The following is a 21577-nucleotide window of genomic DNA, read 5'->3' as shown; positions in this document are numbered from 1 at the left end:
GTGATAGGTGATGAGTGTGGAAGAACACAAAAAGGAAGCGCCAAACCATGTACGAGTAATGGTCATAACAGTCAGTGATACACGGACAAAGGAAACGGATAAGAGCGGAAAGTATATTTTAGCAGCACTTGAAGATAACGGCCACACGATTTCTTCATACAAAATCGTAAAAGATGAGTCGATCGTTCTTCAAGAGATATTAAGGAGCGGAGCAAGTGACTCCGGAACGGATGCGATCATCATGAATGGTGGGACAGGCATTGCTAAGCGGGATGTTTCTGTAGAAGTAGTATCAGAACTTTTGGATAAAGAAATCCCCGGCTTTGGAGAACTTTTCAGAATGTTAAGTTATACAGAGGATATCGGTTCAGCCGCAATACTAAGCAGGGCAATTGCAGGTGTCTATAATGATACAGTGATTTTTTCGGTACCAGGATCGACCGGTGCAGTAAAGCTGGCTATGAGTAAACTGATCCTTCCTGAAATCAATCATGTCGTCCGTGAAATCAAAAAAGATTTGTAAGAGATGGCTCAATTAAATTGGGTCGTCTTTTATTTTTAATCAAAAGAAAAAACTCATTTTGCAATGAGTGTTAGATATAGGCAAAATTCACTCCCTTTCCGGGGGCTGATGAAAAGCGGAAGCGACCCGCATAGTCACATAGATCACTGGAGAACTGACGAGGAGGCAGCCGCAGGAAGTTTGAAGTGATCCAAGTGACTGGTCGCTGAGCTGGACATCACTTCTCTGGATCCTCGCTGTGGGGTCTCGCCTGGCTCGCTTTTCTTGCAGGAGTGTCGCGAATTTGGCTTCAGGAAACTTCTTGCCAAAAATCAACATTACTATTTAACGAAGCCAACAAATGTTAGTAATGTCCTTTTTGAGTGATGTGATTGTTAGCTCGATACCAGATCCACAAATCATTGATAATGGAGGCTAATTCAGATATCTCAGAATTCAACTCACATGAACGTTCGAAGTCTTCCTCTTGATAGAGTTGGCTTTGTCTGTCGTTGATTTCATTTTCCAATTCCTTGATTCGATCGGGAATTTTTCCTCGAATCGTTTCCCATTCTGCTAATATCAATTCTTGAGTTTCTTTCGTATAGTTATTCCAAGATTGCTCTAATAACGGAAGCTTGATCCCTAAGCGTTCATCATTTGTAAATGTATATATCATCCATCCATTCCTCCTACTAACACACATTGTACATAAAATGGTCGATTTCGGCTATCGACATGACGTACTTTGGCTCATATTGGTTCAAATAATGAGGTGGTCTATTTCACATACTAAAATTGAATCTTATAGGACAAGGAGGCGCAGATCATGGAGAAACAACCTAATAAAAACAAAAAATATCAATTTGAAACAGAAGGTGAAATAGAAGTACAAAACCAAATCTTGCAATCCTATCAAAGCGGTGTTGTCGGTCAAGCAGGCCCGAATCATATTGAGGCTCCACACCAAGAGGATGGAAGACAGAATCAATTGAGATAAGTTCCAGTGAAGACCTTTTCGAAACATTTAAAAAGAAGAGGTCTTCAAAAAATGGCTCTGTTAAAGTTTATTGTTGATATATGCAAAATTCACTCCCTTCCCACTGAAGTGGCGCGAATTTTGTTCTAGAAAATTTCATACAAAAATCAACATGACTATTCAACAAGCCAAAAAGATAAATAAAATCACCCAATAAAACAAACCTTATGATTATAGGCTACTTCCTTTATTATTTTGTGTTATGATGGCAACGTATGGAAAAGTGTGAAAAATACGCTCATTTCAGTATATACAACGATTTTTCCCTTTTTCTTTTTGTCAATTGGTGTTATCTTTAAATGGCAGTCAATTTGGACAAGATCGACGACGTGGTAGTTATTGAAGATTTGTTGATTTAGGAGGTTGTAAAAATGCGTATTGGTGTACCAAGAGAAATTAAGAATAATGAAAATCGTATCGCAATGACGCCAGCTGGTGTAGTTAATCTGAAAACATCGGGGCATGAGGTTTTCATTGAAAGAGATGCTGGACTCGGATCAGGTTTTACGAATGAACAATACCAAGAAGCTGGGGCTGAGATCGTCGATTCTGCAGCAGAAGCTTGGAGCATGGAAATGGTAATGAAGGTTAAAGAACCATTGCCGGAAGAATACCAATATTTCCGCGAAGGACTAATTTTATTTACATATTTACATTTGGCTGCAGAACCGGAATTGACAAAAGCGTTGATTGAAAATAAAGTTGTCGGTATTGCTTACGAAACAGTACAGCTACCTAATCGCAGTCTTCCATTGTTGACACCAATGAGTGAGGTGGCAGGTAGAATGGCTACACAGATCGGTGCTTCATTCCTCGAAAAACCTCATGGCGGAATGGGGATCCTGCTTGGAGGCGTTCCTGGAGTGCACAGAGGTAAAGTTACTGTCATCGGCGGGGGTGTAGCGGGTACAAATGCAGCGAAAATCGCTGTTGGTTTAGGTGCAAGTGTGACGGTCATCGACTTGAATCCAGAGCGGCTTCGCCAGTTGGATGATATTTTCGGTTCTGATATCAATACGTTAATGTCTAATCCACTGAATATTGCTGAAGCTGTAGTAGATTCTGATCTTGTCATCGGTGCTGTACTGATTCCAGGTGCGAAAGCGCCTAAGCTTGTTACTGAGGAAATGATCCAGAAAATGAGAAAAGGATCTGTCCTCGTTGATGTTGCAATCGATCAGGGCGGTATTTTTGAAACGACTGATCGCATTACCACTCATGATAACCCGACGTATGAAAAACATGGAGTAGTCCACTATGCTGTTGCAAACATGCCAGGTGCGGTTCCGCGTACCTCTACGATTGCTTTGACAAATGTCACCGTCCCTTATGCTTTGGAAATTGCCAATAAAGGTTACGTCAAAGCTTGCAGTGATAATGATGCTCTACTAAAAGGAATCAACACACTTGATGGCTACGTGACATATGAAGCAGTTTCTGAGGCACATGGTATAGAGTACAATGATGTAAAGGAAATGCTCTCAAATAAAATATAAATGCCGATGGAACAGAGACTGACACGGATGTGCTCAGTCTCTTTTTTTATTCAACGGCTTTGTTAAATAGTGTTGATTTTTGCAAGGAATTTTTTGAAACGGAATTCGTAACACTCCAGTTGAAAAGGCAATCCAGGTGAGATCCCGCAGCGATTTAAGGATCTTCGAGTATAATAATGAACTTCGACTATGCGGTTACTCGGCGCAAAACTACAAGGATGGGATATGAGTCCGTGATCTTGTGGTGAACGTCGAAGCCAACATAAGGAAAGCTTCTAAGAATTCTCATCGTAGACACGAAAATGATTTCGTTTTTGTGCTGAGATCCTGTGCAAGTGAGCGAGGAGGCTTGCGGATCGTTCGGAAAGGGATTGAATTTTACCCAGAGTCTATTCACCCCAAATTATTTTTTAAATTCCATTCTGATGTGTAAAATGAAGGGTGAAACGGGTACAAGGATGGTATGTATCTTGTGTTTTGTTTCTACTAGTAGAAGGAAACCGAAATACTTTAGGAGAAGGAATTACACAGAAATTAATTTGAAAGAGGAGAGATCTTAAATGAAAGTAACGTATTATGGCCATTCAGTAGTCGCTATCGAAACAAATGGAAAATCAATTTGGATTGATCCTTTCATTACAGGAAATGAACAATGTCACATTAAAGCAGATGATGTAAAGGCAGATGTGATTCTACTTACCCATGGCCACAACGACCATGTTGGAGATACGGTAGATATTGCGAAAAAGAACGATGCTTTGGTTGTCGCGCCATTTGAATTAGCAAATTACCTAGGTTCTAAAGGTGTTGAGATCCATGCGATGCATATCGGTGGTGCATACCAGTTTGATTTCGGGAAAGTGAAGTTGACCCAGGCTTTCCATGGTTCAAGCTATACTGAAGAGGATGGAACTATCGTTTACACTGGGATGCCAGCAGGAATTCTATTCATAGCTGAGGACAAAACAGTTTACCATGCCGGTGATACAGCATTGTTTTCCGATATGAAATTGATTGGTGACCAGAACTATATCAACCTCGCTTTCTTGCCAATCGGTGATAACTTTACGATGGGACCTGAAGATGCTTCGATTGCTGCAAGCTGGCTGAAAGCAAATTATGTAGTACCGATCCATTACAATACGTTCCCTGTTATCGAGCAAGATCCTGACGCGTTTGTAAATCAGCTGGAAGGTAAAAAAGGACGCGCATTAAAATCTGGAGAATCCATCGAACTTTAACAAGGCTCATTCTTCTTTCTAAGAGGGTATTTGCATACATTGAGTAAAAAGGACATCCCCTATGCAAAGGGAAAGGAGAATGACTTTATGAAAAATAGACTGATTTTATCCTTACTAGGTGCCCTGGCACTTGTATACTTTGCTGTTCCGTATCTACCTGAAATCGGGACAGGGCTGGGTGGATGGTTTTCTGCCATCTGGTTATTCTTTGCTCTACTTGTGATCGGCGGGAATTTTTCAGTATTGCTTTTCCGGAGATATCCACAGCAAACCACCGAAAGCACATCTCTCAAACGTCCAGATAAGGAACGAAAGAGAGTCAGACAATATTGATGTAACGAGTCACCCTTAGTATAATAGGAAAGACTTAGCAATTTGGGAGATCGGTTTTAGAAAGCTTGGTGAAAAGATGTCTACAAAACATGAACAAATATTAGAGTATATCGAAACATTAGAAATCGGAAGCAAAATTTCTGTCAGACAAATTGCAAAAGCTCTTTCCGTTAGTGAGGGTACTGCTTACAGGGCTATAAAAGATGCAGAAAATCAAGGGACGGTCAGTACGATTGAGCGTGTAGGTACGATCCGTATAGAAAAGAAACGTAAAGAAAACATCGAGAAGCTTACATTTGCTGAGGTTGTCAATGTTGTTGATGGACAAGTCCTTGGTGGAAAAAAAGGGCTGCATAAGACTCTCAACAAGTTCGTTATCGGTGCCATGAAGCTTGAGGCAATGATGCGCTATGTGGACCCGGACAGCTTGTTGATCGTCGGAAACAGAACAAAAGCACATGCGCTTGGATTAAAAGCGGGGGCAGCGGTCCTCATAACAGGTGGCTTTGATACCGATGAAACGGTGATGAAGCTGGCAGACGAATTAGAGCTTCCAGTCATTTCAACGAGTTATGATACGTTTACCGTTGCGACAATGATCAACCGAGCCATTTATGACCAGTTGATCAAAAAGGAAATCGTCCTTGTCAGTGACATTACGATCCCAATCGAACAAACAAATTATCTGGTGAACGAAGAAAAGGTCTCTAAATGGTACGAGTTGAACAGGGAGACGAATCACAGCCGTTATCCTGTTGTAGATAGAAAGAAGCGAATTGTTGGGGTCGTGACTTCCAAAGACATTATAGGAAAGGACAACGAATTGACGATTGAGAAAGTGATGACCAAAAATCCAATCACTGTCAGTGGTACTACCTCCGTTGCGAACGCAGCCCACATGATGATTTGGGAAGGCATTGAGCTTTTACCTGTCGTCGATTCACAGCAAACACTACATGGTATCATCAGCAGACAAGATGTGTTGAAAGCTCTTCAAATGATTCAAAAGCAGCCGCAGATTGGAGAAACATTCGATGATCTGATAACAAGCCACGTTCGAGATAATGAAAATGAACAGGATGTGTTCTTCACCTGTGAAGTCACTCCACAGATGACGAGTTATTTGGGGACTCTATCTTATGGTGTAATGACGACACTGGTATCTGAGGTTGGCAGCAGGGCGTTGCGAAAGCAGAAAAAGGGTGACCTCGTCGTAGAAAATATCACTCTATACTTCTTAAAACCTGTGCAAATCGATAGTAAAATTACCATCCGTCCAAAGATTCTTGAACTAAGCAGACGGTATGGGAAAGTCGATGTCGAGATCTACCATGAGGGAGACGTCGTCGGCAAAGCACTGATGATGGCACAACTTATCGAACGCCACCTCTAAAAGGGAAGACCGAGGGAGTCGACGGATATATTTATGGAATTGGCTTATAAAAAGTTGAACTCGACTCATATAATTCATAATCGGCTTAAGAATCAAAAAATCCGCTTATATCAGTTCCGAATCAGCTTATAAATTTCTGAGTTGATCCAACAAGAGCCTTTCAACAAGGAACATACCCAAAATTCCTACAATTTAATCTTAGAGGAAGTCTCGAATAAGTAGTTCACTTAGAATATACCCGAAAATACCTCCGATATGAGTAATCCCCCTTGCTCCCTAAAAAATATGGATATATTTTTTGAGCGAAACGAAACGGGATCTCAAATCACAAAAGAGGCGTCATGTTGAAATAAAAGACTCTTTAAATGATTGAGATCCCGTAGGGAGCAAGAATGTAATTAAAAAGGGGCCAGACTAAAAAATATCGGTCCAAAATATTCTACGACTTAGACTGTTGATTCTCCTCAACAGCAAGCGGTAGAAAATACTTATAAGCTTTATAACCCATAAAAACATTGATCAAGCCCAATATCAAAAATACACCACCGATTACCAAATCATATGTAGACTCATTGATAACCAAGCGATTAAGCCCGAACATTCCAATGAAAACACCTAGCGCTATATTAGCTTTGGATTTCGTCCATCTCTTCTCATAAGGAGCCTTTACGCGAAATTCCTTTATTTTATAAAATATATAAAGGCTTATTGATAATACGATAAATATGATGAAAACAGGCATAACAAACCTCCAATGTCATTGATCTTTCGAGTTCCATTGTATAGAAAAACGTATATAAATTCCATAGATTGTACTATTCTAAAGTGAACATTAGGTTACAGTTAAAGGAGTCCAGAATGAAAGAACATATTATACAGAAGATTAAAGAATATGAAAAAATCATCATTCACCGGCATGTACGTCCAGATCCGGATGCCCTCGGATCACAAGGAGGTTTGGCTGAAATCTTAAAAGCAAGCTTTCCACAAAAAACGATCCATGTTGTCGGGGAAGAAGAAGCATCATTGAAATTCTTGATTGAAATGGATCAGATTTCAGACGAGGTATACAAGGATGCACTTGTTATTATATGTGATACAGCTAATCAAGCTCGGATCAGTGACGAACGCTACTCATCTGGAGACTTCATTATAAAAATCGATCACCATCCAAATGAAGACCGTTACGGTGATTTGATTTGGGTTGATACAGATGCAAGCAGTGTCAGTGAAATGATCTATGAGTTCTTTTTATATGGGAAAGAAAACCATAAATTCAAGCTGTCTGATAAAGGGGCTGGACTCCTATATGCAGGGATTGTCGGAGATACAGGACGTTTCTTGTTTCCAAATACGACAGAGAAGACGATGAAATATGCAGGGGAATTACGGAATTACGATTTCGATATCTCATCCGTCTATAATGAAATGTATAAAGTGAAATTGAATTTAACCCGCTTAAATGGTTATGTATTAACTAATTTCAAATACATCGAGCCAGGTGTAGGCTATATTTACTTGACACAAGAAGTAATGGAGAAATTCAATACAACGCCAAATGAATCTTCCTTGCTTGTCAATTCCTTTTCTAATGTTGAAGGTCTTTTGTCGTGGGTTTTCTTTGTAGAAGAACCTGGCCAAATTCGTGTACGTCTTCGCTCTAAAGGGCCGATTGTCAATACGATCGCGGCAAAATACAATGGCGGAGGTCATCCTATGGCATCCGGTGCTACAGTATACACAATGGAGGAGACTGAGCAGATCATTCAGGATCTTGTGGATGCTTGTAAGGCTTACAAATGATTTTCAAAAAAAGCTTTTTATCTTTTTTGCGAAATTTACTCCCTTTCCGCGGGCGATCCGCAAGCCTCCTCGCTCGTTCCTCGCTGCGGGGTCTCGCTTGGCTCGCTTTTCCCGCAGGAGTGTCGCAAATTTCGATTAAAAAGATTCTCTTACTCCACATTATATATAAACATCCATTACAAAAAATAAAAGCCCCAATTCCTTTTTATGAAAAGGCTGGGGCTATGTTTTCAGTAAATTATTGTTTGGCTGGGATGAACCAGGATCCAATTTCTGTCACGTCCTCTATAAATTCGATGTTTAGTGCGGTAGCTTGCTTCTTAATCAGTTCCGCGACCTCTTTTGTTTCAGCGAACGCGGAATAACCGTTTTTAAGCTTTTCGACTTTCGCCCTCGCCATTTCTTTTCGGCTGATGATCATTCACAATCCCCCTTTCATGTTTTTTCCTATTTATATTGTATACGATGTGCATGTACTTTGCTAACAATGAAACCCAAATGTCTCACAAATGTCAAAAAACAAGCCTAGTTTACTCGTTCTACTTTTAAATATAATCGTAAAGTTGTATAAAGATGCATCTGATAGACATTCACATTATACGTTTCTTTACCGATGAAGAAGTTCTTGTTTTCAAGAGTACGGATCAATAAATTTGAGTTTTGGCCTACTGATTCAATGTCTTTTGTCAAGACGTCATTTAATTGCGATTTCACGGCATTTTCAAGCTCGATCAATGGGAGCCCTTTCAGCCCTACTTGTTCTCGGTTCAAAAAACTGACTTTAATTTCTTGGATACGGAGCTTTTTTTCATTTTCTTTATTTTTTTCTTCATAATCTTCTCTAAAATGTTTGAATTTCTCATTCAGGTCTTTGATCTCTTCATCCCTTCGATCGATCTCTGTCATATAAAATTCCTGTAGACTACCGAAACTTAGCAGGAAAAAGAACCATCCGCATATGAAGCCAATCACGATTCCGGCAAAAAAACGTTGGTAACCTTTACGACGATAGAGAGGAGGAATCCGCATCTTCTAATCCTCCTGGGTAATCCATTGTATGATTGCTCCGCCTGAATTCGCACCAAGCAAAGCCGAGACGATATAAAGGATTTGCTTGATGACTTCAATCCAAGCTTCGCTTTCAAACCCTCTTTCGAAATTATCGATAGTATCGAAGGTACCGCCGATTGCAGCAACAATCGCCCATATTTTCAAGCTTTTGGATAATTGTGTCATAGAAAGGAACGGTGGCTTTCCTGTCAACATCATTCCGATCGCCCCGACTAAACACCCCCCTAATATGATTCCAAATGCAATACAGAAATAGATAATTGTCGTCGAAACAAATTCTCTGACCAAACAGACCCCACCTTTACCTGAGAATCTGATAAACTCTCTCAATTTATAAGTATGGACAACCGCAAATAAGTATGCTTGATTTCATGTTGTTACAGTCTTGTATATAATGAGATTAGGATAAAAGGAAGGGAGTGACTCAAATGGGATTTGTTCATTTGCACGTACATAGTGAGTATTCATTGTTAGAAAGTGCTTGCAGAATCGATCGACTAACCGAGCGTGCAAGAGAAGATGGAATGCAGGCGTTAGCAATTACCGATCGAAATGTCATGTATGGCATACTCCCGTTCTATAAATCTTGTGTAGAGAAAGGTATAAAACCGATCCTTGGTCTCGAAGCAGATCTTCACTTTAGTTCGGATGCAGGATCATTACCTGCGAAACTTCTTTTATACGCCAAAGATCAGACCGGTTACCGTCAGTTGATCAAACTTAGTTCCATGCTCCAGACATATGAAGGCAAACAGCAACCAGCTCTTGGTCTTTCGGATATCCACAAGTTCAGGGAAGGTCTTCTCATAATTTCTACAGGTTTAAATGGGATCATTCAGCGTTTTCTTCAGACTGACAGGCAGATTGCTGAGCAGATGTGCAGGAAAATGAAGCAGTCGTTCGGAAGGGATTTTTATTTAGGAATAGAAGATCACGGGCTCGGAAGGGAAAAAGAACTTAACCTGAACATCAGCCAACTATCCAAACAAACCGATGTTCCGGTAGTGGCTACAAATAATATCCATTACATAGATAAGGTCGACGCGAACGCTTTTGAAGCGTTACGAGCGATCAAGCTTGGCACGAAATTGAATGATGGTGATCATGAACGTTACCCGACAGATGAGCATTATTTCAAACCGAGTTCAGAAATGGAGAACCGTTTCGCACATATTCCTGAAGCGATTCAAAATACCATAGAAATTGCTGGAAAGTGTAATGTTACATTGGGGTTTGGCAATCCAATCTTACCCCAATATCCTTTACCTCCTGTAGAGACCAGTGGTTCTTTCTTAAGAAAACTTTGTGAAAAAGGCGTACAAGAACGGTATGGTGCTCCGTCTTCCAAGGTAGACGACCGTCTGGAATATGAATTAAAGATCATTGAGGAAATGGGCTTCAATGATTACTTCTTAATTGTCTGGGATTTTATGAAATATGCTCGAGAAAACAGGATTATGACAGGTCCTGGACGGGGTTCAGCAGCGGGTTCACTCGTTGCTTACGTGTTGTACATCACCCAGGTGGATCCAATCGAAAAAGAATTACTTTTCGAGCGGTTCTTAAACCCGGAGAGAGTATCAATGCCTGATATTGACATTGATTTTCCCGACACACGGAGAGACGCAGTCATTGAATATGTTTCGAATAAATATGGGAAAGATCGGGTTGCCCAAATCATTACGTTTGGAACATTGGCAGCAAAGGCGGCTGTAAGGGATGTCGGCCGTGTGTTGAATCTCGATAACCGCTTGGTAGATAAAGTAGCAAAACAGATTCCTTCACGGCCAGGAATCACATTAGAAAAGGCTATCAATGAATCGCCGTTACTCAAAAAAACACTAGATCAATCACAAGAAACCCAAACCTTATGGAATATTTCAAAAACAATTGAAGGACTGCCGCGGCATTCTTCAACTCATGCAGCGGGTATCATCATCAGCAGAGATCCTCTTCATGAGGTCGTGCCCACTCAATCGGGAAGCGAATTCTTGGATCTGACCCAATATACGATGGATGGTTTAGAGGAGATCGGCCTTCTCAAAATGGACTTTCTAGGTCTTCGTAATTTAACTTTGTTAGAGAACATTAAAGCTTCAATAAAGAAAAGTACAGGAGAAGAGATTTCTCTAGACGAATTGCCGTTCGATGATTACAAAACATATAAACTGTTAAGCCAGGGTGATACGACTGGGATTTTCCAACTTGAATCCGATGGGATGCGAAAGGTTTTACGAAAGCTGAAACCTACTGAATTCGAGGATATCGTCGCAGTTAATGCCTTGTATAGACCAGGCCCGATGGAAAACATTCCGACCTACATTGAGCGGAAACACAAGAAGACTCAAGTACAGTATCCACATTCTGCTCTAGAGCCGATTTTAGGCAAGACTTATGGGGTTATCGTTTATCAGGAACAAATCATGCAGATTGCTTCAACCATGGCAGGATTCTCTCTAGGTGAAGCCGATTTGCTTAGACGAGCTGTAAGTAAGAAAAAAGCAGAAGTGCTCCATGAACAGAGGGAATTCTTTGTGAACGGGGCAATCCGTAAAGGCTATGATTCCGACTCAGCAAACGACATTTATGATTTGATTGTCCGGTTCGCCAACTATGGATTCAATCGTTCCCATGCCGTAGCTTATAGTGTGATCGCATATCAACTGGCTTACTTGAAAGCGAACTATCCATTATATTTCTTAGCTGAACTTCTCAGCAGTACGGTAGGAAATCAAGGAAAGACAGCAGCTTATCTAAGCGAAGCCCGTCAAAAAGGGATTGAAGTGTTCCCGCCTTCCATCAATTCAAGTGACGCTGGATTCACAGTCGAAAATCAAGGCTTACGGATGGGTTTTCTTGTCATCAAGAACGTAGGTTTACGTGCCATCGAAGCCATTTTAAAAGAGCGAAGAAAGGGTCCATATCAGGATGTTTTCGATTTGTGCAGAAGAGTATCTCTAAAAACGTTGAATAAACGATCGTTAGAATCGTTGATACTCGCAGGTTGCTTAGATGAATTTTCAAACAACCGGGCCCAGCTTTTGGCTAATCTTGATATGGCAATCGATCATGGGTCTAAAATTCAAAAGGCTGAAGAGGAAGGCCAAATTGACTTTTTCGAGGATGATAATCATTCAGATAAGCCTGTCATGGAAGATGTACCACCTTTTCAGGATAAAGAAAATCTTCAGTTCGAATATGAAGTACTTGGCTTTTATTTGACCGGACATCCTTTAGAAGAATTTAATTCAATCCTTGATGTTTATAACCGTAAGCAAGTTGGAGAGATTGATAATAATGAACAATCTATTCGGCTAGGAGTCATGATCACTAAAGCAAAGCTTATCAAAACGAAAAAGGGAGATTGGATGGCGTTTGTCCAATTGAGTGACGAAACTGGTGAAATTGAGGGGATTGTCTTCCCAAAGACGTATCAAAAAACTCCTGACCTGTATCAGGAGGGGAAACTCCTGCTTGTTGAAGGAAATATAGAAACTTCTGAAGGCTTAAAGATCATCATTGACAAAGCTGCTGACTTACAGACACTGCCGAATCCAGATGAAAAGAAGAATCGAAGTCTATTTCTCAAGGTGGACCCATCTCAACAGGAAAGTGGAGTTCTGCACCATATCAAAAAAATTGTCCTGCAATACCCGGGAAACACAGACGTCATTTTATACTATGAACAAGATAGAAAGACTGTAAGATTATCTAACGAGTTTAATATTGACCCTACTCATGAATGTATTGTAAAGTTTGAGTCGTTGCTTGGAACGAAAAATGTTGTTTTAAAATAAACCGTAATTTTCTTTACAGGTTGACCCAGTTTGTTATAATGAATAGGTCGATAGGTGGTCAGACCACCTTGATTTATCTAATATGTACTACAACAGGCGAAAATTATAGTCTAGGCAGTGTACAACAATTCTGTTTATTTAAAACACATTTTACTCTCCATAGACATAGCTTGAGTGTTGGCTCAATCCTTTAGCCAAGCCAACAAATTATTTTATTATCGGAGCCTATATATTATAAGAATAAGGGAGATGAACTTATGTCTGTTTCTCGAGAAGAAGCACTGCACATGCATAGAATCAATCAAGGTAAACTAGAATCCAAAGCAAAAGTACCAGTTAGAAATGCGACTGACCTAAGTCTTGCTTATTCTCCTGGCGTCGCAGAACCATGTAAGGATATATACGAAGATAAAAACAGAGTCTATGAATACACAATGAAAGGGAATACTGTTGCTGTAGTTTCAGATGGCACAGCAGTTCTAGGCCTTGGTAATATCGGGCCAGAAGCGGCACTTCCTGTCATGGAAGGCAAAGCGGTCCTTTTCAAGAGCTTCGCAGGTGTAGATGCTTTTCCTATCTGTCTGAATACGAGTGATGTGGATCAGATTGTCCAAACGGTCAAATTGCTGGAACCGACATTTGGCGGTGTAAACCTCGAAGATATCGCCGCTCCTAATTGTTTCATCATTGAAGAGCGGTTGAAGAAAGAAACGAACATTCCGATTTTCCATGATGATCAACATGGCACAGCGATCGTAACGGTTGCCGGGTTGGTCAATGCGCTTAAATTGACTCGTAAGTCGATGTCTTCCATCAAAGTTGTTGTGAATGGTGCGGGTTCTGCCGGGATTGCCATCATCAAACTTTTGAACAGATTCGGTGTGAAAGACATCATCATGTGCGACTCAAAGGGTGCGATTTATGAAGGCCGACCTTATGGAATGAATCGAGTAAAGGCAGAAGTTGCACACTTTACGAACCGACAACAAATAGAAGGATCACTAGAAGAGGCAGTAAAAGGAATGGACGTCTTCATCGGGGTTTCTGTAGAAGGTGCTTTGACACCTGATATGGTAAAAAGTATGAACGAAGATCCGATTATTTTTGCAATGGCGAACCCGGTTCCTGAAATCATGCCTGATGAAGCAAAGGCAGCCGGTGCTAAAGTGATCGGGACAGGACGCTCTGACTTCGCGAATCAAGTCAATAATGTCCTTGCATTCCCAGGGATTTTCCGTGGAGCACTTGATACACGTGCTACCCACATCAATGAAGAAATGAAGATTGCAGCTGTTTATGCAATAGCAAACCTGATCCAAACGACCGAACTTTCGGACGATTATGTCATACCTGCACCGTTCGATCCTCGAGTTGCTCCAGCGGTGGCGGCATCTGTTGCAAAAGCAGCAATGGAAACTGGCGTTGCCAGAATCGAGGTCAATCCTGAGGATATTGCAGAGAAAACCCGCCGACTTGCCCTTATCGATGAAGAATAGAAAAGCTTCTGAAAAAGTGGGTGGCGTATAAATGACAACCAAACCTCGTGAAAAGATGTTTGTAGAAATTTTAAACAAGCTGAAGACAATCATGTTTGATGATCAACTGCAGCCAGGAGACAAACTTCCGTCTGAAAGGGAATTGTCAGAAAGGCTGAATGTCGGCAGATCCTCTGTTCGTGAAGCATTGAGGGCTATGGAATTGTTAGGGTTGATCGAAACACGAAGAGGCGAGGGAACATTTATAAAAGAACCTAAGAAGCATCGCCTTGTCGAGGTGCTTGCTTCCTTTATTTTGAACGATACCACAGCTAAAGAGGAGCTGGCGGAAACAAGAAATCTTATTGAGAAAAACGCCATCATGCTTGCTTCTGAGAGAAGAACAGAGGAACAGATTTCAAAATTGAAGGATTTGCTTTCTCGGATGGAAGAGGCCAGTGCCGATAAAATGTCGTCTGCTATGGAATGGGATTTTTTCAAGATCGTTTTTGACGCCGCACAGAACTTTTTACTGTACAGACTGTGGATTGAATTGAATGAATATGATGATACTTGTTCTAAGAAAAAATACTCTTATAAATTATCCGATTACAAAAATATAACATCGTTGATCCAAGCAGGAATGGAAGAAAATCAGTTATCTTCCATACAAAGGTATCAGCAATAAGTAGATTAGAAATATACCTGGCTCAGCGCCATCGTCAACCCGTTCGCTTCAACCTGCTTCAACGGACTGTCCATGGTCTGTTGAGGCTAAGCCTGGCGCTTGTGCTTTTTTATTTAGTGATTTATGGAGGTGCAACAACTTGTTAAAAGACTTGTTTGCCAAGAAAAGAAAATATGCGACGATACCTTCTGATCGAGTTAAGCAAGAGGTTCCTGAAGGATTGATGACCAAATGCCCGGTTTGTAAGACAATCATGACGACAAAGGAACTGAATAAGGCTAATAAAGTGTGTCTTTCTTGCGATCATCATTTCCGCATGACAGCAAAAGAGCGCATCAACCTTATCATCGATCAGGGTACGTTTAACGAAATCAACAAAGAAATGCAGACTGAAAACCCACTGCACTTTCCAAACTACTTGGAAACAATTGAAAAAGATCAAAAGAAGACAGGAATAACTGAAGCTGTTGTGACTGGAAGAGGCGATATTGATGGGCATTCGATCGTTTTCGCCGTGATGGACGCACACTTCAGAATGGGAAGCATGGGTTCTGTTGTCGGTGAAAAGATTACTCGGGCAATAGAAGTTGCAACAGAAGAACGAAAGCCCTTCATCATTTTTACTGCATCTGGTGGGGCTAGAATGCAAGAAGGCGTTCTGAGTCTGATGCAAATGGCAAAAACAAGTGTTGCATTGAAACGTCACCATGAAGAAGGATTATTGTTTATTTCTGTAATGACTCATCCTACAACAGGGGGAGTTTCAGCAAGCTTTGCGTCTGTAGGAGATTATAATTTTGCTGAACCGCAAGCATTGATTGGATTTGCCGGGCGCCGGATCATTGAACAGACGATAAGGCAAGAGCTGCCGGAGGACTTTCAAACAGCGGAATTTTTACTGAAACACGGCCAGTTGGATGATGTGATCCATCGAACGAAAATGAAGGCGACACTATCGAATGTGTTGGATATTCACGAAGGAGGTGAAGAGTAATGGTAGGAGATTTAGAGTTTGAACGTCCTGCAAAGGAGTTACGCAGTAAAATTGCTGAACTTAAAAGATTTATGGATGAAAAAGGAATCGATCTGACTGACGAACTTCAACGATTAGAAGAACGGCTTGAAAAGGTTGAAAAAGAAATTTACGGCAACATGACCCCATGGGACCGTGTCCAATTGGCTCGACATCCTGAAAGACCGACAACCCTGGATTATATCACCACTCTCTTCACCGATTTCCTTGAGTTGCATGGTGATCGTCTTTATGGGGATGATGAAGCGATTGTTGGCGGAATCGCAAAATTCCATGGCAAACCAGTGACTGTGATCGGTCATCAGCGAGGTAAGGATACGAAGGAGAACCTACGCAGGAATTTTGGTATGCCCCATCCTGAGGGATATAGAAAAGCTCTACGATTGATGAAACAAGCAGAGAAGTTCAACAGACCGATCGTATGTCTTCTTGATACAAAGGGTGCTTATCCTGGTATGTCAGCTGAGGAACGTGGGCAAAGTGAAGCAATCGCTCGCAATCTTGTGGAAATGGCAGGTTTAACGGTGCCTGTCATATGTATTGTAATCGGTGAAGGTGCTAGTGGCGGAGCTCTCGCAATTGGTGTAGGAAACCATGTTCACATGCTGGAAAACTCGTGGTATTCTGTGATTTCGCCTGAGGGTGCTGCGGCTTTGTTGTGGAAGGATTCCACACAGGCAAAAAGAGCTGCCGACACTATGAAAATCACGGCCCCTGACTTGCTTGATATGGGTATTATCGATCAAATGATTCCAGAGGTGGAAGGCGGGGCTCATCGCGATCTTCTAAAGCAAGCATCCCTTATAGAAACTGTACTTAAATCATCACTAGACGAGCTATCAAAAATGACTAGTGATGAACTTGTAGCGCATCGATATGAAAAATACAAAAAAATCGGACAATACACCTTTGAAAACGATTCCATTGGCGTAAAATAAAAGAAAGTGCTTTTCCCGCAATGGGAAAGCACTTTTTCTGTTGGATGTTTGTCTATTGTCTTCCATTTTGGAACATGATATTTTAAGAACACAACTAACACAACTATTGGTCGAGGTGAAAGATATGAAGCGGATTGGAGTATTAACTAGTGGAGGAGACAGCCCAGGTATGAATGCAGCTGTAAGAGCTGTCGTACGTGAAGCTATATATCAGGAAATAGAAGTATACGGGATTTATCATGGATATGCAGGTCTCATTAATGGGCATATCGAAAAGATGGAGCTCGGCTCTGTAGGTGATATCATCCATAGGGGCGGAACGATGTTGTATTCAGCTCGATGTGAAGAGTTTAAAACTCACGAGGGGCAAATGAAAGGAGTTCAGCAGCTGAAGAAATTCGGTATTGAGGGACTGGTCGTCATCGGTGGTGACGGCTCCTATCGAGGTGCCCAAAAACTGACGGAACATGGGTTCCCGACTATCACTTTACCAGGGACAATCGATAATGATATTTCCGGGACTGATTATACAATCGGGTTCGACACTGCCTTGAATACAGTGATCGATGCAATCGATAAGATCCGGGATACAGCAACTTCTCACGAAAGAACTTATGTGATCGAGGTGATGGGAAGGAATGCCGGGGATATCGCCCTTTGGTCAGGACTAGCTGGAGGAGCTGAATCAATTCTGATTCCTGAGGAAGACTTTAAAATGGAAGAGATCACTGACCGATTACGCCGTGGACATGAAAGAGGGAAAAAGCATAGTATCATCGTCGTTGCAGAGGGCGTAGGCAGTGGTGTGGATATTGCCAACCAAATTAAAGAATCCACCAATTATGAGACAAGGGTCACCGTTCTGGGCCATATCCAACGCGGTGGTTCTCCCACAGCATTTGACCGTGTGTTAGCTAGCCGCCTAGGAGCACGAGCGGTCCAGATGCTAATCGCCGGAGAAGCTGGTAAAGCAGTTGGGATTCAAAATAACCAAATCGTTACACATGACATAAACGAGGTCCTGTCTCACCCCCACAAAATCGATAATGAGATGTACAAGCTCTCTCAAGAGCTATCCATATAAAGATGCTTTGATAGGACGGCTTATGGCCTTCTCCAATGCATTTTATAGAAGAGTTAATTTCAAGGAGGAACATGATGAGAAATACCAAGATTGTTTGTACAATAGGACCAGCAAGTGAAACTGTAGAAACATTGACATCATTGATTAATGCAGGGATGAATGTTGCAAGACTGAATTTTTCACATGGGGATTTTGAAGAGCATGGTGCCCGGATCACGAACATCCGGCAAGCGGCAGAGAAGACAGGGAAAACGGTCGCGATTCTCCTTGATACGAAGGGTCCGGAAATCCGTACTGGAACATTGGAGAATGGAGAAGTGGAATTGAAGGCTGGACAAGACCTGATCGTATCCATGGAAGAAGTTATAGGAGACGAGACCAAGATCTCTGTTACGTATCCTGGACTAGTGAATGATGTCAAGGTTGGTTCGAAAATCCTGCTCGATGATGGTCTGTTTGAACTGGAAGTGACAAAAGTAGAGGATAAACAGCTTCATACACGTGTATTGAATAGTGGGACATTGAAAAACAAAAAAGGAGTGAACGTCCCGAACGTGTCCGTCAATCTTCCGGGTATTACAGACAAGGATGCACGTGATATCGAGTTTGGTATTCGTCAAGGTGTTGATTTTATCGCTGCTTCTTTTGTACGTAGGGCCTCCGATGTATTAGAAATCCGTGAAATTCTGGAACGACAGAATGCAGAACATATCCAAATCATACCGAAGATCGAAAATCAGGAAGGCGTTGATAATATCAATGAAATCCTCGAAGTTTCAGATGGTTTGATGGTTGCCCGTGGAGACCTCGGTGTTGAAATTCCAGCTGTGGAAGTCCCCCTTGTCCAAAAAGAATTGATCCGTAAGTGTAACGACAAAGGGAAGCCTGTCATTACAGCAACTCAAATGCTAGATTCCATGCAGCGTAATCCGCGTCCTACGCGTGCTGAAGCAAGTGACGTGGCAAATGCGATTTTTGATGGCACAGACGCAATTATGCTTTCAGGAGAAACGGCAGCAGGGCTATATCCAGTTGAGGCTGTACAAACGATGCATAAGATTGCCCTGAAGGCAGAAACGGCGATGAACCATGCTGATATCCTTCATTCCAGAAGCAAATCAAGTAAGCTGACAGTGACGGATGCGATCAGCCAATCTGTGTCTCACACAGCATACAACTTGAATATATCTGCTATCATTGCCCCAACAGAAAGCGGCCATACTGCACGTATGATTTCAAAATACCGCCCAGAGGCAGCAATCATTGCGGTGACAAGTTCTGAAGTGGTTTGCAGAAGGATGTCCCTTGTATGGGGCGTGACACCTCAGCTTAGTGAGCAAGCACGATCGACTGATGAACTGTTGGAAATTGCCGTAGATGCTTCCCTTAAGTCCGGCATTGTTAATCACGGGGACCTCGTCCTTATCACTGCAGGTGTACCTGTTGGAGAAACGGGCACTACCAATCTCATGAAGGTTCACGTTGTCGGCGATGTAATTGCCAAAGGTCAAGGAATCGGTCAAAGCTCAGTTGCAGGAAAAGTAGTTGTAGCAAACAATGCAGAGGATGCGACTACGAAAATTAATGAAGGAGATATCCTTGTTACGATTGGAACAGATCGAGAAATGATGCCTGCTTTGAAAAAAGCCTCAGCAATCATTACAGAAGAAGGTGGACTGACTAGCCATGCAGCTGTGGTTGGTTTGAGTCTGGGGATTCCTGTCATAGTTGGGATTGAGAATGCTACGAAAATCTTGGAGGATGGTCAAGATATTACTGTAGATGGTTCGCGCGGTGTTGTATACAGCGGGAAGACAAGTGTGCTATAAGCCGCTTTTTGGGCTATAATTGTAGTAACCCCGTCCTAAGGAGCGAGCCTATGTTTCGAATTCTTTTATTATTGCTTATCATCATACCTGCAATGGAAATTGGGATATTAATTTGGTCTGGTAATACATTCGGCGTACCTGTCACAATTCTTCTGATTATCATAACAGGGATCATCGGTGCATGGCTGGCAAAAAAAGAAGGCATACAAGCGCTGAGATTGGTACAGATCCAATTACAAAATGCTCAAATACCGAGTGACGTCCTATTAGATGGAATCTGTATTCTGGTAGGCGGTACATTGTTGCTAACGCCAGGATTCATTACGGATACAGTAGGCTTCTTGTTGCTGATCCCTTATACCAGAACTTTTGTGAAGATCGGTATGAGACGATTCATAAAAAAGAAGATTGACTCAGGACAATTTACATTCACAATCAGGCGTTAACTAAAAAAACTGGGCTGACACTAAGTCAGTCCAGTTTTAATTTTCGAAGATTTTCAGCTCATTCATGTAAAAGTTCATTTCACACGCCTTTCAACAAAATTGAAAGGTAGCTTCATTCTTGAACCGGGTAATCAAGCTAGCTTGATTCAGCCGGTTCAGAAAATGGAGCTGAAAGGAGCTTTAAATCTTTCTTTATCATGCTGCTTTTTTACCGATTATGAAACGCCAGAGATCCTCAAAGACATTGGCTTGACTCAACGCACGAATGACAACCAGAGTAACAGGACCAATGATCAGGCCAAGGAAACCGAATAACTTGAATCCTACAAATAAAGAGATTAATGTAGCAAGTGGGTCCAAACCGATACTGGACGATAGGATCTTAGGTTCCATGATTTGACGCTGTACGATTACGACCCCATATAAAATCGACAATCCGATCGTCAACGTGAATTCTTCCATGACGAACGAGTAGATGATCCAGGGTACAAATACAGCACCAGTGCCAAGGTAAGGTAAGAGATCGACGATACCGATCAGGATAGCTATGGTTATTGCATAGTCTACTCGCAAAATCAGAAGCCCGACTAGGACAATCGCTGCAGTAATTGAAATGAGCGTCAATTGTGCTTTGAGGAAGCCGACAAGCGCTTTACGAAGCTCATTATAGACACTTCGGCCGCTCTCAACAGTCCGTTCAGGGGTCTTTTTCTCCAACCATCCTTTGAAACGATACCAATCCTTACTGATGAAAAACGTTGCAAGTAAAGAAAAAATCATAACGGTGACGACATTAGGCAAACTAAGTAAAAAGTTCTGTAATCCGATCAATACAGATTGCACAAATCCTTTGACATTATCGGTTATGTTTTCACCAATCGTTTGGATATTGCCGATGACCGTTTCACGCTGGGTCGGGTCCAGGTTTTTGAACATAGCAAGCAGGTCATAATAGATCGGTAAAATCTGCTGGGTGAAATAGGCTTGCCCAAAATGAACGAGCGTCTGCGTATGCTGTGGAATCACTTCTGCCAAATACCCGAATCCGGAAATCATCTCACTGATCAACAAAGTCAGAAATCCGGCAATCAACCCGAGCAATAGAATTAAAACGATCATGACAGCAATACCTCTAGGCATCTTACCTTTCCGCTCTAGAAGATTTACAATCGGATTGATCATCAAAGCTAAGAAAAATGCGATGATGAAAGGATATGTAACCTTTGCCGTAAGTAATAAGGCATAGAAAGAGAAGATGATGATTGCGATGATTAATAAAAATCTTAGAAAGCTATATACATAATGAAGGTTCAATGGCCTCGATCCTTTCACCAGGGCTTCCACCCTGTGGAATAGTATTATTTTACAATTGTTAGCACGAAGATTCAATGTTATCTAGAGAGGAAGAA

Annotated in this window: 21 protein-coding genes; 15 read left to right on the top strand and 6 right to left on the bottom strand. The window is 41.6% G+C overall.

Annotated elements, in window-relative coordinates:
* Positions 1 to 10 precede the first annotated feature (10 nt).
* A complete protein-coding gene (locus tag ACJROX_RS21220) occupies positions 11 to 523 on the top strand; it encodes a molybdenum cofactor biosynthesis protein B (protein WP_408007191.1) in 513 nt (170 codons plus the stop codon).
* Positions 524 to 866: 343 nt separating this feature from the next.
* Here the strand turns inward: ACJROX_RS21220 and ACJROX_RS21215 are convergent, their stop codons facing one another.
* Entirely contained in the window at positions 867 to 1181 is a 315-nt protein-coding gene (locus ACJROX_RS21215) for a hypothetical protein (protein ID WP_408007190.1), read from the bottom strand.
* Positions 1182 to 1331: 150 nt separating this feature from the next.
* Here ACJROX_RS21215 and ACJROX_RS21210 point away from each other — a divergent pair, with 150 nt between their 5' ends.
* The 5 genes from ACJROX_RS21210 (at position 1332) to ACJROX_RS21190 (ending at position 6004) form a co-directional block, all read left to right on the top strand.
* The gene (locus tag ACJROX_RS21210; protein ID WP_408007189.1) at positions 1332 to 1502 is read left to right on the top strand and encodes a hypothetical protein; all 171 of its coding nucleotides are present in this window, start codon (positions 1332 to 1334) and stop codon (positions 1500 to 1502) included.
* A 410-nt stretch (positions 1503 to 1912) separates the two neighbouring features.
* The gene (ald, locus tag ACJROX_RS21205; RefSeq protein WP_408007188.1) at positions 1913 to 3037 is read left to right on the top strand and encodes an alanine dehydrogenase; all 1125 of its coding nucleotides are present in this window, start codon (positions 1913 to 1915) and stop codon (positions 3035 to 3037) included.
* Between the two features lie 560 nt (positions 3038 to 3597).
* Complete coding sequence (locus tag ACJROX_RS21200) at positions 3598 to 4278, top strand: metal-dependent hydrolase (protein WP_408007187.1); 681 nt, start codon at positions 3598 to 3600, stop codon at positions 4276 to 4278.
* Positions 4279 to 4365: 87 nt separating this feature from the next.
* Positions 4366 to 4611: a hypothetical protein gene (locus ACJROX_RS21195; protein WP_408007186.1), complete on the top strand. Its 246-nt coding sequence runs from the start codon at positions 4366 to 4368 to the stop codon at positions 4609 to 4611.
* 76 nt (positions 4612 to 4687) lie between these two features.
* Positions 4688 to 6004 carry a DRTGG domain-containing protein gene (locus ACJROX_RS21190; RefSeq protein ID WP_408007185.1) on the top strand — a complete coding sequence of 439 codons (1317 nt, stop codon included), beginning with the start codon at positions 4688 to 4690 and terminating at the stop codon, positions 6002 to 6004.
* Between the two features lie 439 nt (positions 6005 to 6443).
* Here the strand turns inward: ACJROX_RS21190 and ACJROX_RS21185 are convergent, their stop codons facing one another.
* Positions 6444 to 6746 (bottom strand): YtpI family protein, encoded by a 303-nt coding sequence (locus ACJROX_RS21185; RefSeq protein WP_408007184.1) that lies wholly within the window; start codon positions 6744 to 6746, stop codon positions 6444 to 6446.
* 116 nt (positions 6747 to 6862) lie between these two features.
* Between ACJROX_RS21185 and ACJROX_RS21180 the strand changes: the two genes are divergently transcribed.
* Positions 6863 to 7807, top strand: coding sequence for a DHH family phosphoesterase (locus tag ACJROX_RS21180; protein ID WP_408007183.1), 945 nt, complete (start codon positions 6863 to 6865; stop codon positions 7805 to 7807).
* Between the two features lie 238 nt (positions 7808 to 8045).
* Here the strand turns inward: ACJROX_RS21180 and ACJROX_RS21175 are convergent, their stop codons facing one another.
* The 3 genes from ACJROX_RS21175 to ACJROX_RS21165 all read right to left on the bottom strand — a co-directional run bounded on the left by ACJROX_RS21175 (position 8046) and on the right by ACJROX_RS21165 (position 9166).
* Positions 8046 to 8228, bottom strand: a complete 183-nt coding sequence (locus ACJROX_RS21175; protein WP_408007181.1) for a hypothetical protein — start codon at positions 8226 to 8228, stop codon at positions 8046 to 8048.
* 104 nt (positions 8229 to 8332) lie between these two features.
* A complete protein-coding gene (ytrI, locus tag ACJROX_RS21170; RefSeq protein ID WP_408007180.1) occupies positions 8333 to 8836 on the bottom strand; it encodes a sporulation membrane protein YtrI in 504 nt (167 codons plus the stop codon).
* 3 nt (positions 8837 to 8839) lie between these two features.
* Complete coding sequence (locus tag ACJROX_RS21165; RefSeq protein WP_408007179.1) at positions 8840 to 9166, bottom strand: YtrH family sporulation protein; 327 nt, start codon at positions 9164 to 9166, stop codon at positions 8840 to 8842.
* Positions 9167 to 9306: 140 nt separating this feature from the next.
* Between ACJROX_RS21165 and ACJROX_RS21160 the strand changes: the two genes are divergently transcribed.
* The 8 genes from ACJROX_RS21160 to ACJROX_RS21125 all read left to right on the top strand — a co-directional run bounded on the left by ACJROX_RS21160 (position 9307) and on the right by ACJROX_RS21125 (position 20168).
* Positions 9307 to 12675, top strand: a complete 3369-nt coding sequence (locus tag ACJROX_RS21160; RefSeq protein ID WP_408007178.1) for a DNA polymerase III subunit alpha — start codon at positions 9307 to 9309, stop codon at positions 12673 to 12675.
* 257 nt (positions 12676 to 12932) lie between these two features.
* Positions 12933 to 14171, top strand: coding sequence for an NADP-dependent malic enzyme (locus ACJROX_RS21155; protein ID WP_408007177.1), 1239 nt, complete (start codon positions 12933 to 12935; stop codon positions 14169 to 14171).
* Between the two features lie 31 nt (positions 14172 to 14202).
* Positions 14203 to 14838 carry a FadR/GntR family transcriptional regulator gene (locus ACJROX_RS21150; RefSeq protein ID WP_408007176.1) on the top strand — a complete coding sequence of 212 codons (636 nt, stop codon included), beginning with the start codon at positions 14203 to 14205 and terminating at the stop codon, positions 14836 to 14838.
* Positions 14839 to 14977: 139 nt separating this feature from the next.
* Positions 14978 to 15832: an acetyl-CoA carboxylase, carboxyltransferase subunit beta gene (gene accD, locus ACJROX_RS21145; protein ID WP_408007175.1), complete on the top strand. Its 855-nt coding sequence runs from the start codon at positions 14978 to 14980 to the stop codon at positions 15830 to 15832.
* Positions 15832 to 16809, top strand: coding sequence for an acetyl-CoA carboxylase carboxyl transferase subunit alpha (accA, locus tag ACJROX_RS21140; protein ID WP_408007174.1), 978 nt, complete (start codon positions 15832 to 15834; stop codon positions 16807 to 16809). Before accD ends, accA begins: the two co-directional genes overlap by 1 nt.
* Positions 16810 to 16933: 124 nt before the next feature.
* Positions 16934 to 17893 (top strand): 6-phosphofructokinase, encoded by a 960-nt coding sequence (gene pfkA, locus ACJROX_RS21135; protein WP_408011723.1) that lies wholly within the window; start codon positions 16934 to 16936, stop codon positions 17891 to 17893.
* A gap of 74 nt (positions 17894 to 17967) precedes the next feature.
* The gene (gene pyk / locus ACJROX_RS21130) at positions 17968 to 19722 is read left to right on the top strand and encodes a pyruvate kinase (RefSeq protein ID WP_408007173.1); all 1755 of its coding nucleotides are present in this window, start codon (positions 17968 to 17970) and stop codon (positions 19720 to 19722) included.
* A gap of 50 nt (positions 19723 to 19772) precedes the next feature.
* Positions 19773 to 20168, top strand: a complete 396-nt coding sequence (locus tag ACJROX_RS21125; RefSeq protein ID WP_408007172.1) for an FxsA family protein — start codon at positions 19773 to 19775, stop codon at positions 20166 to 20168.
* 195 nt (positions 20169 to 20363) lie between these two features.
* Here ACJROX_RS21125 and ytvI read toward each other — a convergent pair whose 3' ends face one another.
* Positions 20364 to 21482 (bottom strand): sporulation integral membrane protein YtvI, encoded by a 1119-nt coding sequence (ytvI, locus tag ACJROX_RS21120; RefSeq protein ID WP_408011722.1) that lies wholly within the window; start codon positions 21480 to 21482, stop codon positions 20364 to 20366.
* Between the last annotated feature and the right edge of the window lie 95 nt (positions 21483 to 21577).

It is taken from the genome of Pseudalkalibacillus sp. A8 (assembly GCF_045920555.1).
Classification (GTDB): Bacteria; Bacillota; Bacilli; order Bacillales; family Fictibacillaceae; genus Pseudalkalibacillus.
The sequence above is the reverse complement of the archived record's forward strand: the minus strand, read 5'-3'. Positions and strand labels throughout refer to the sequence as shown.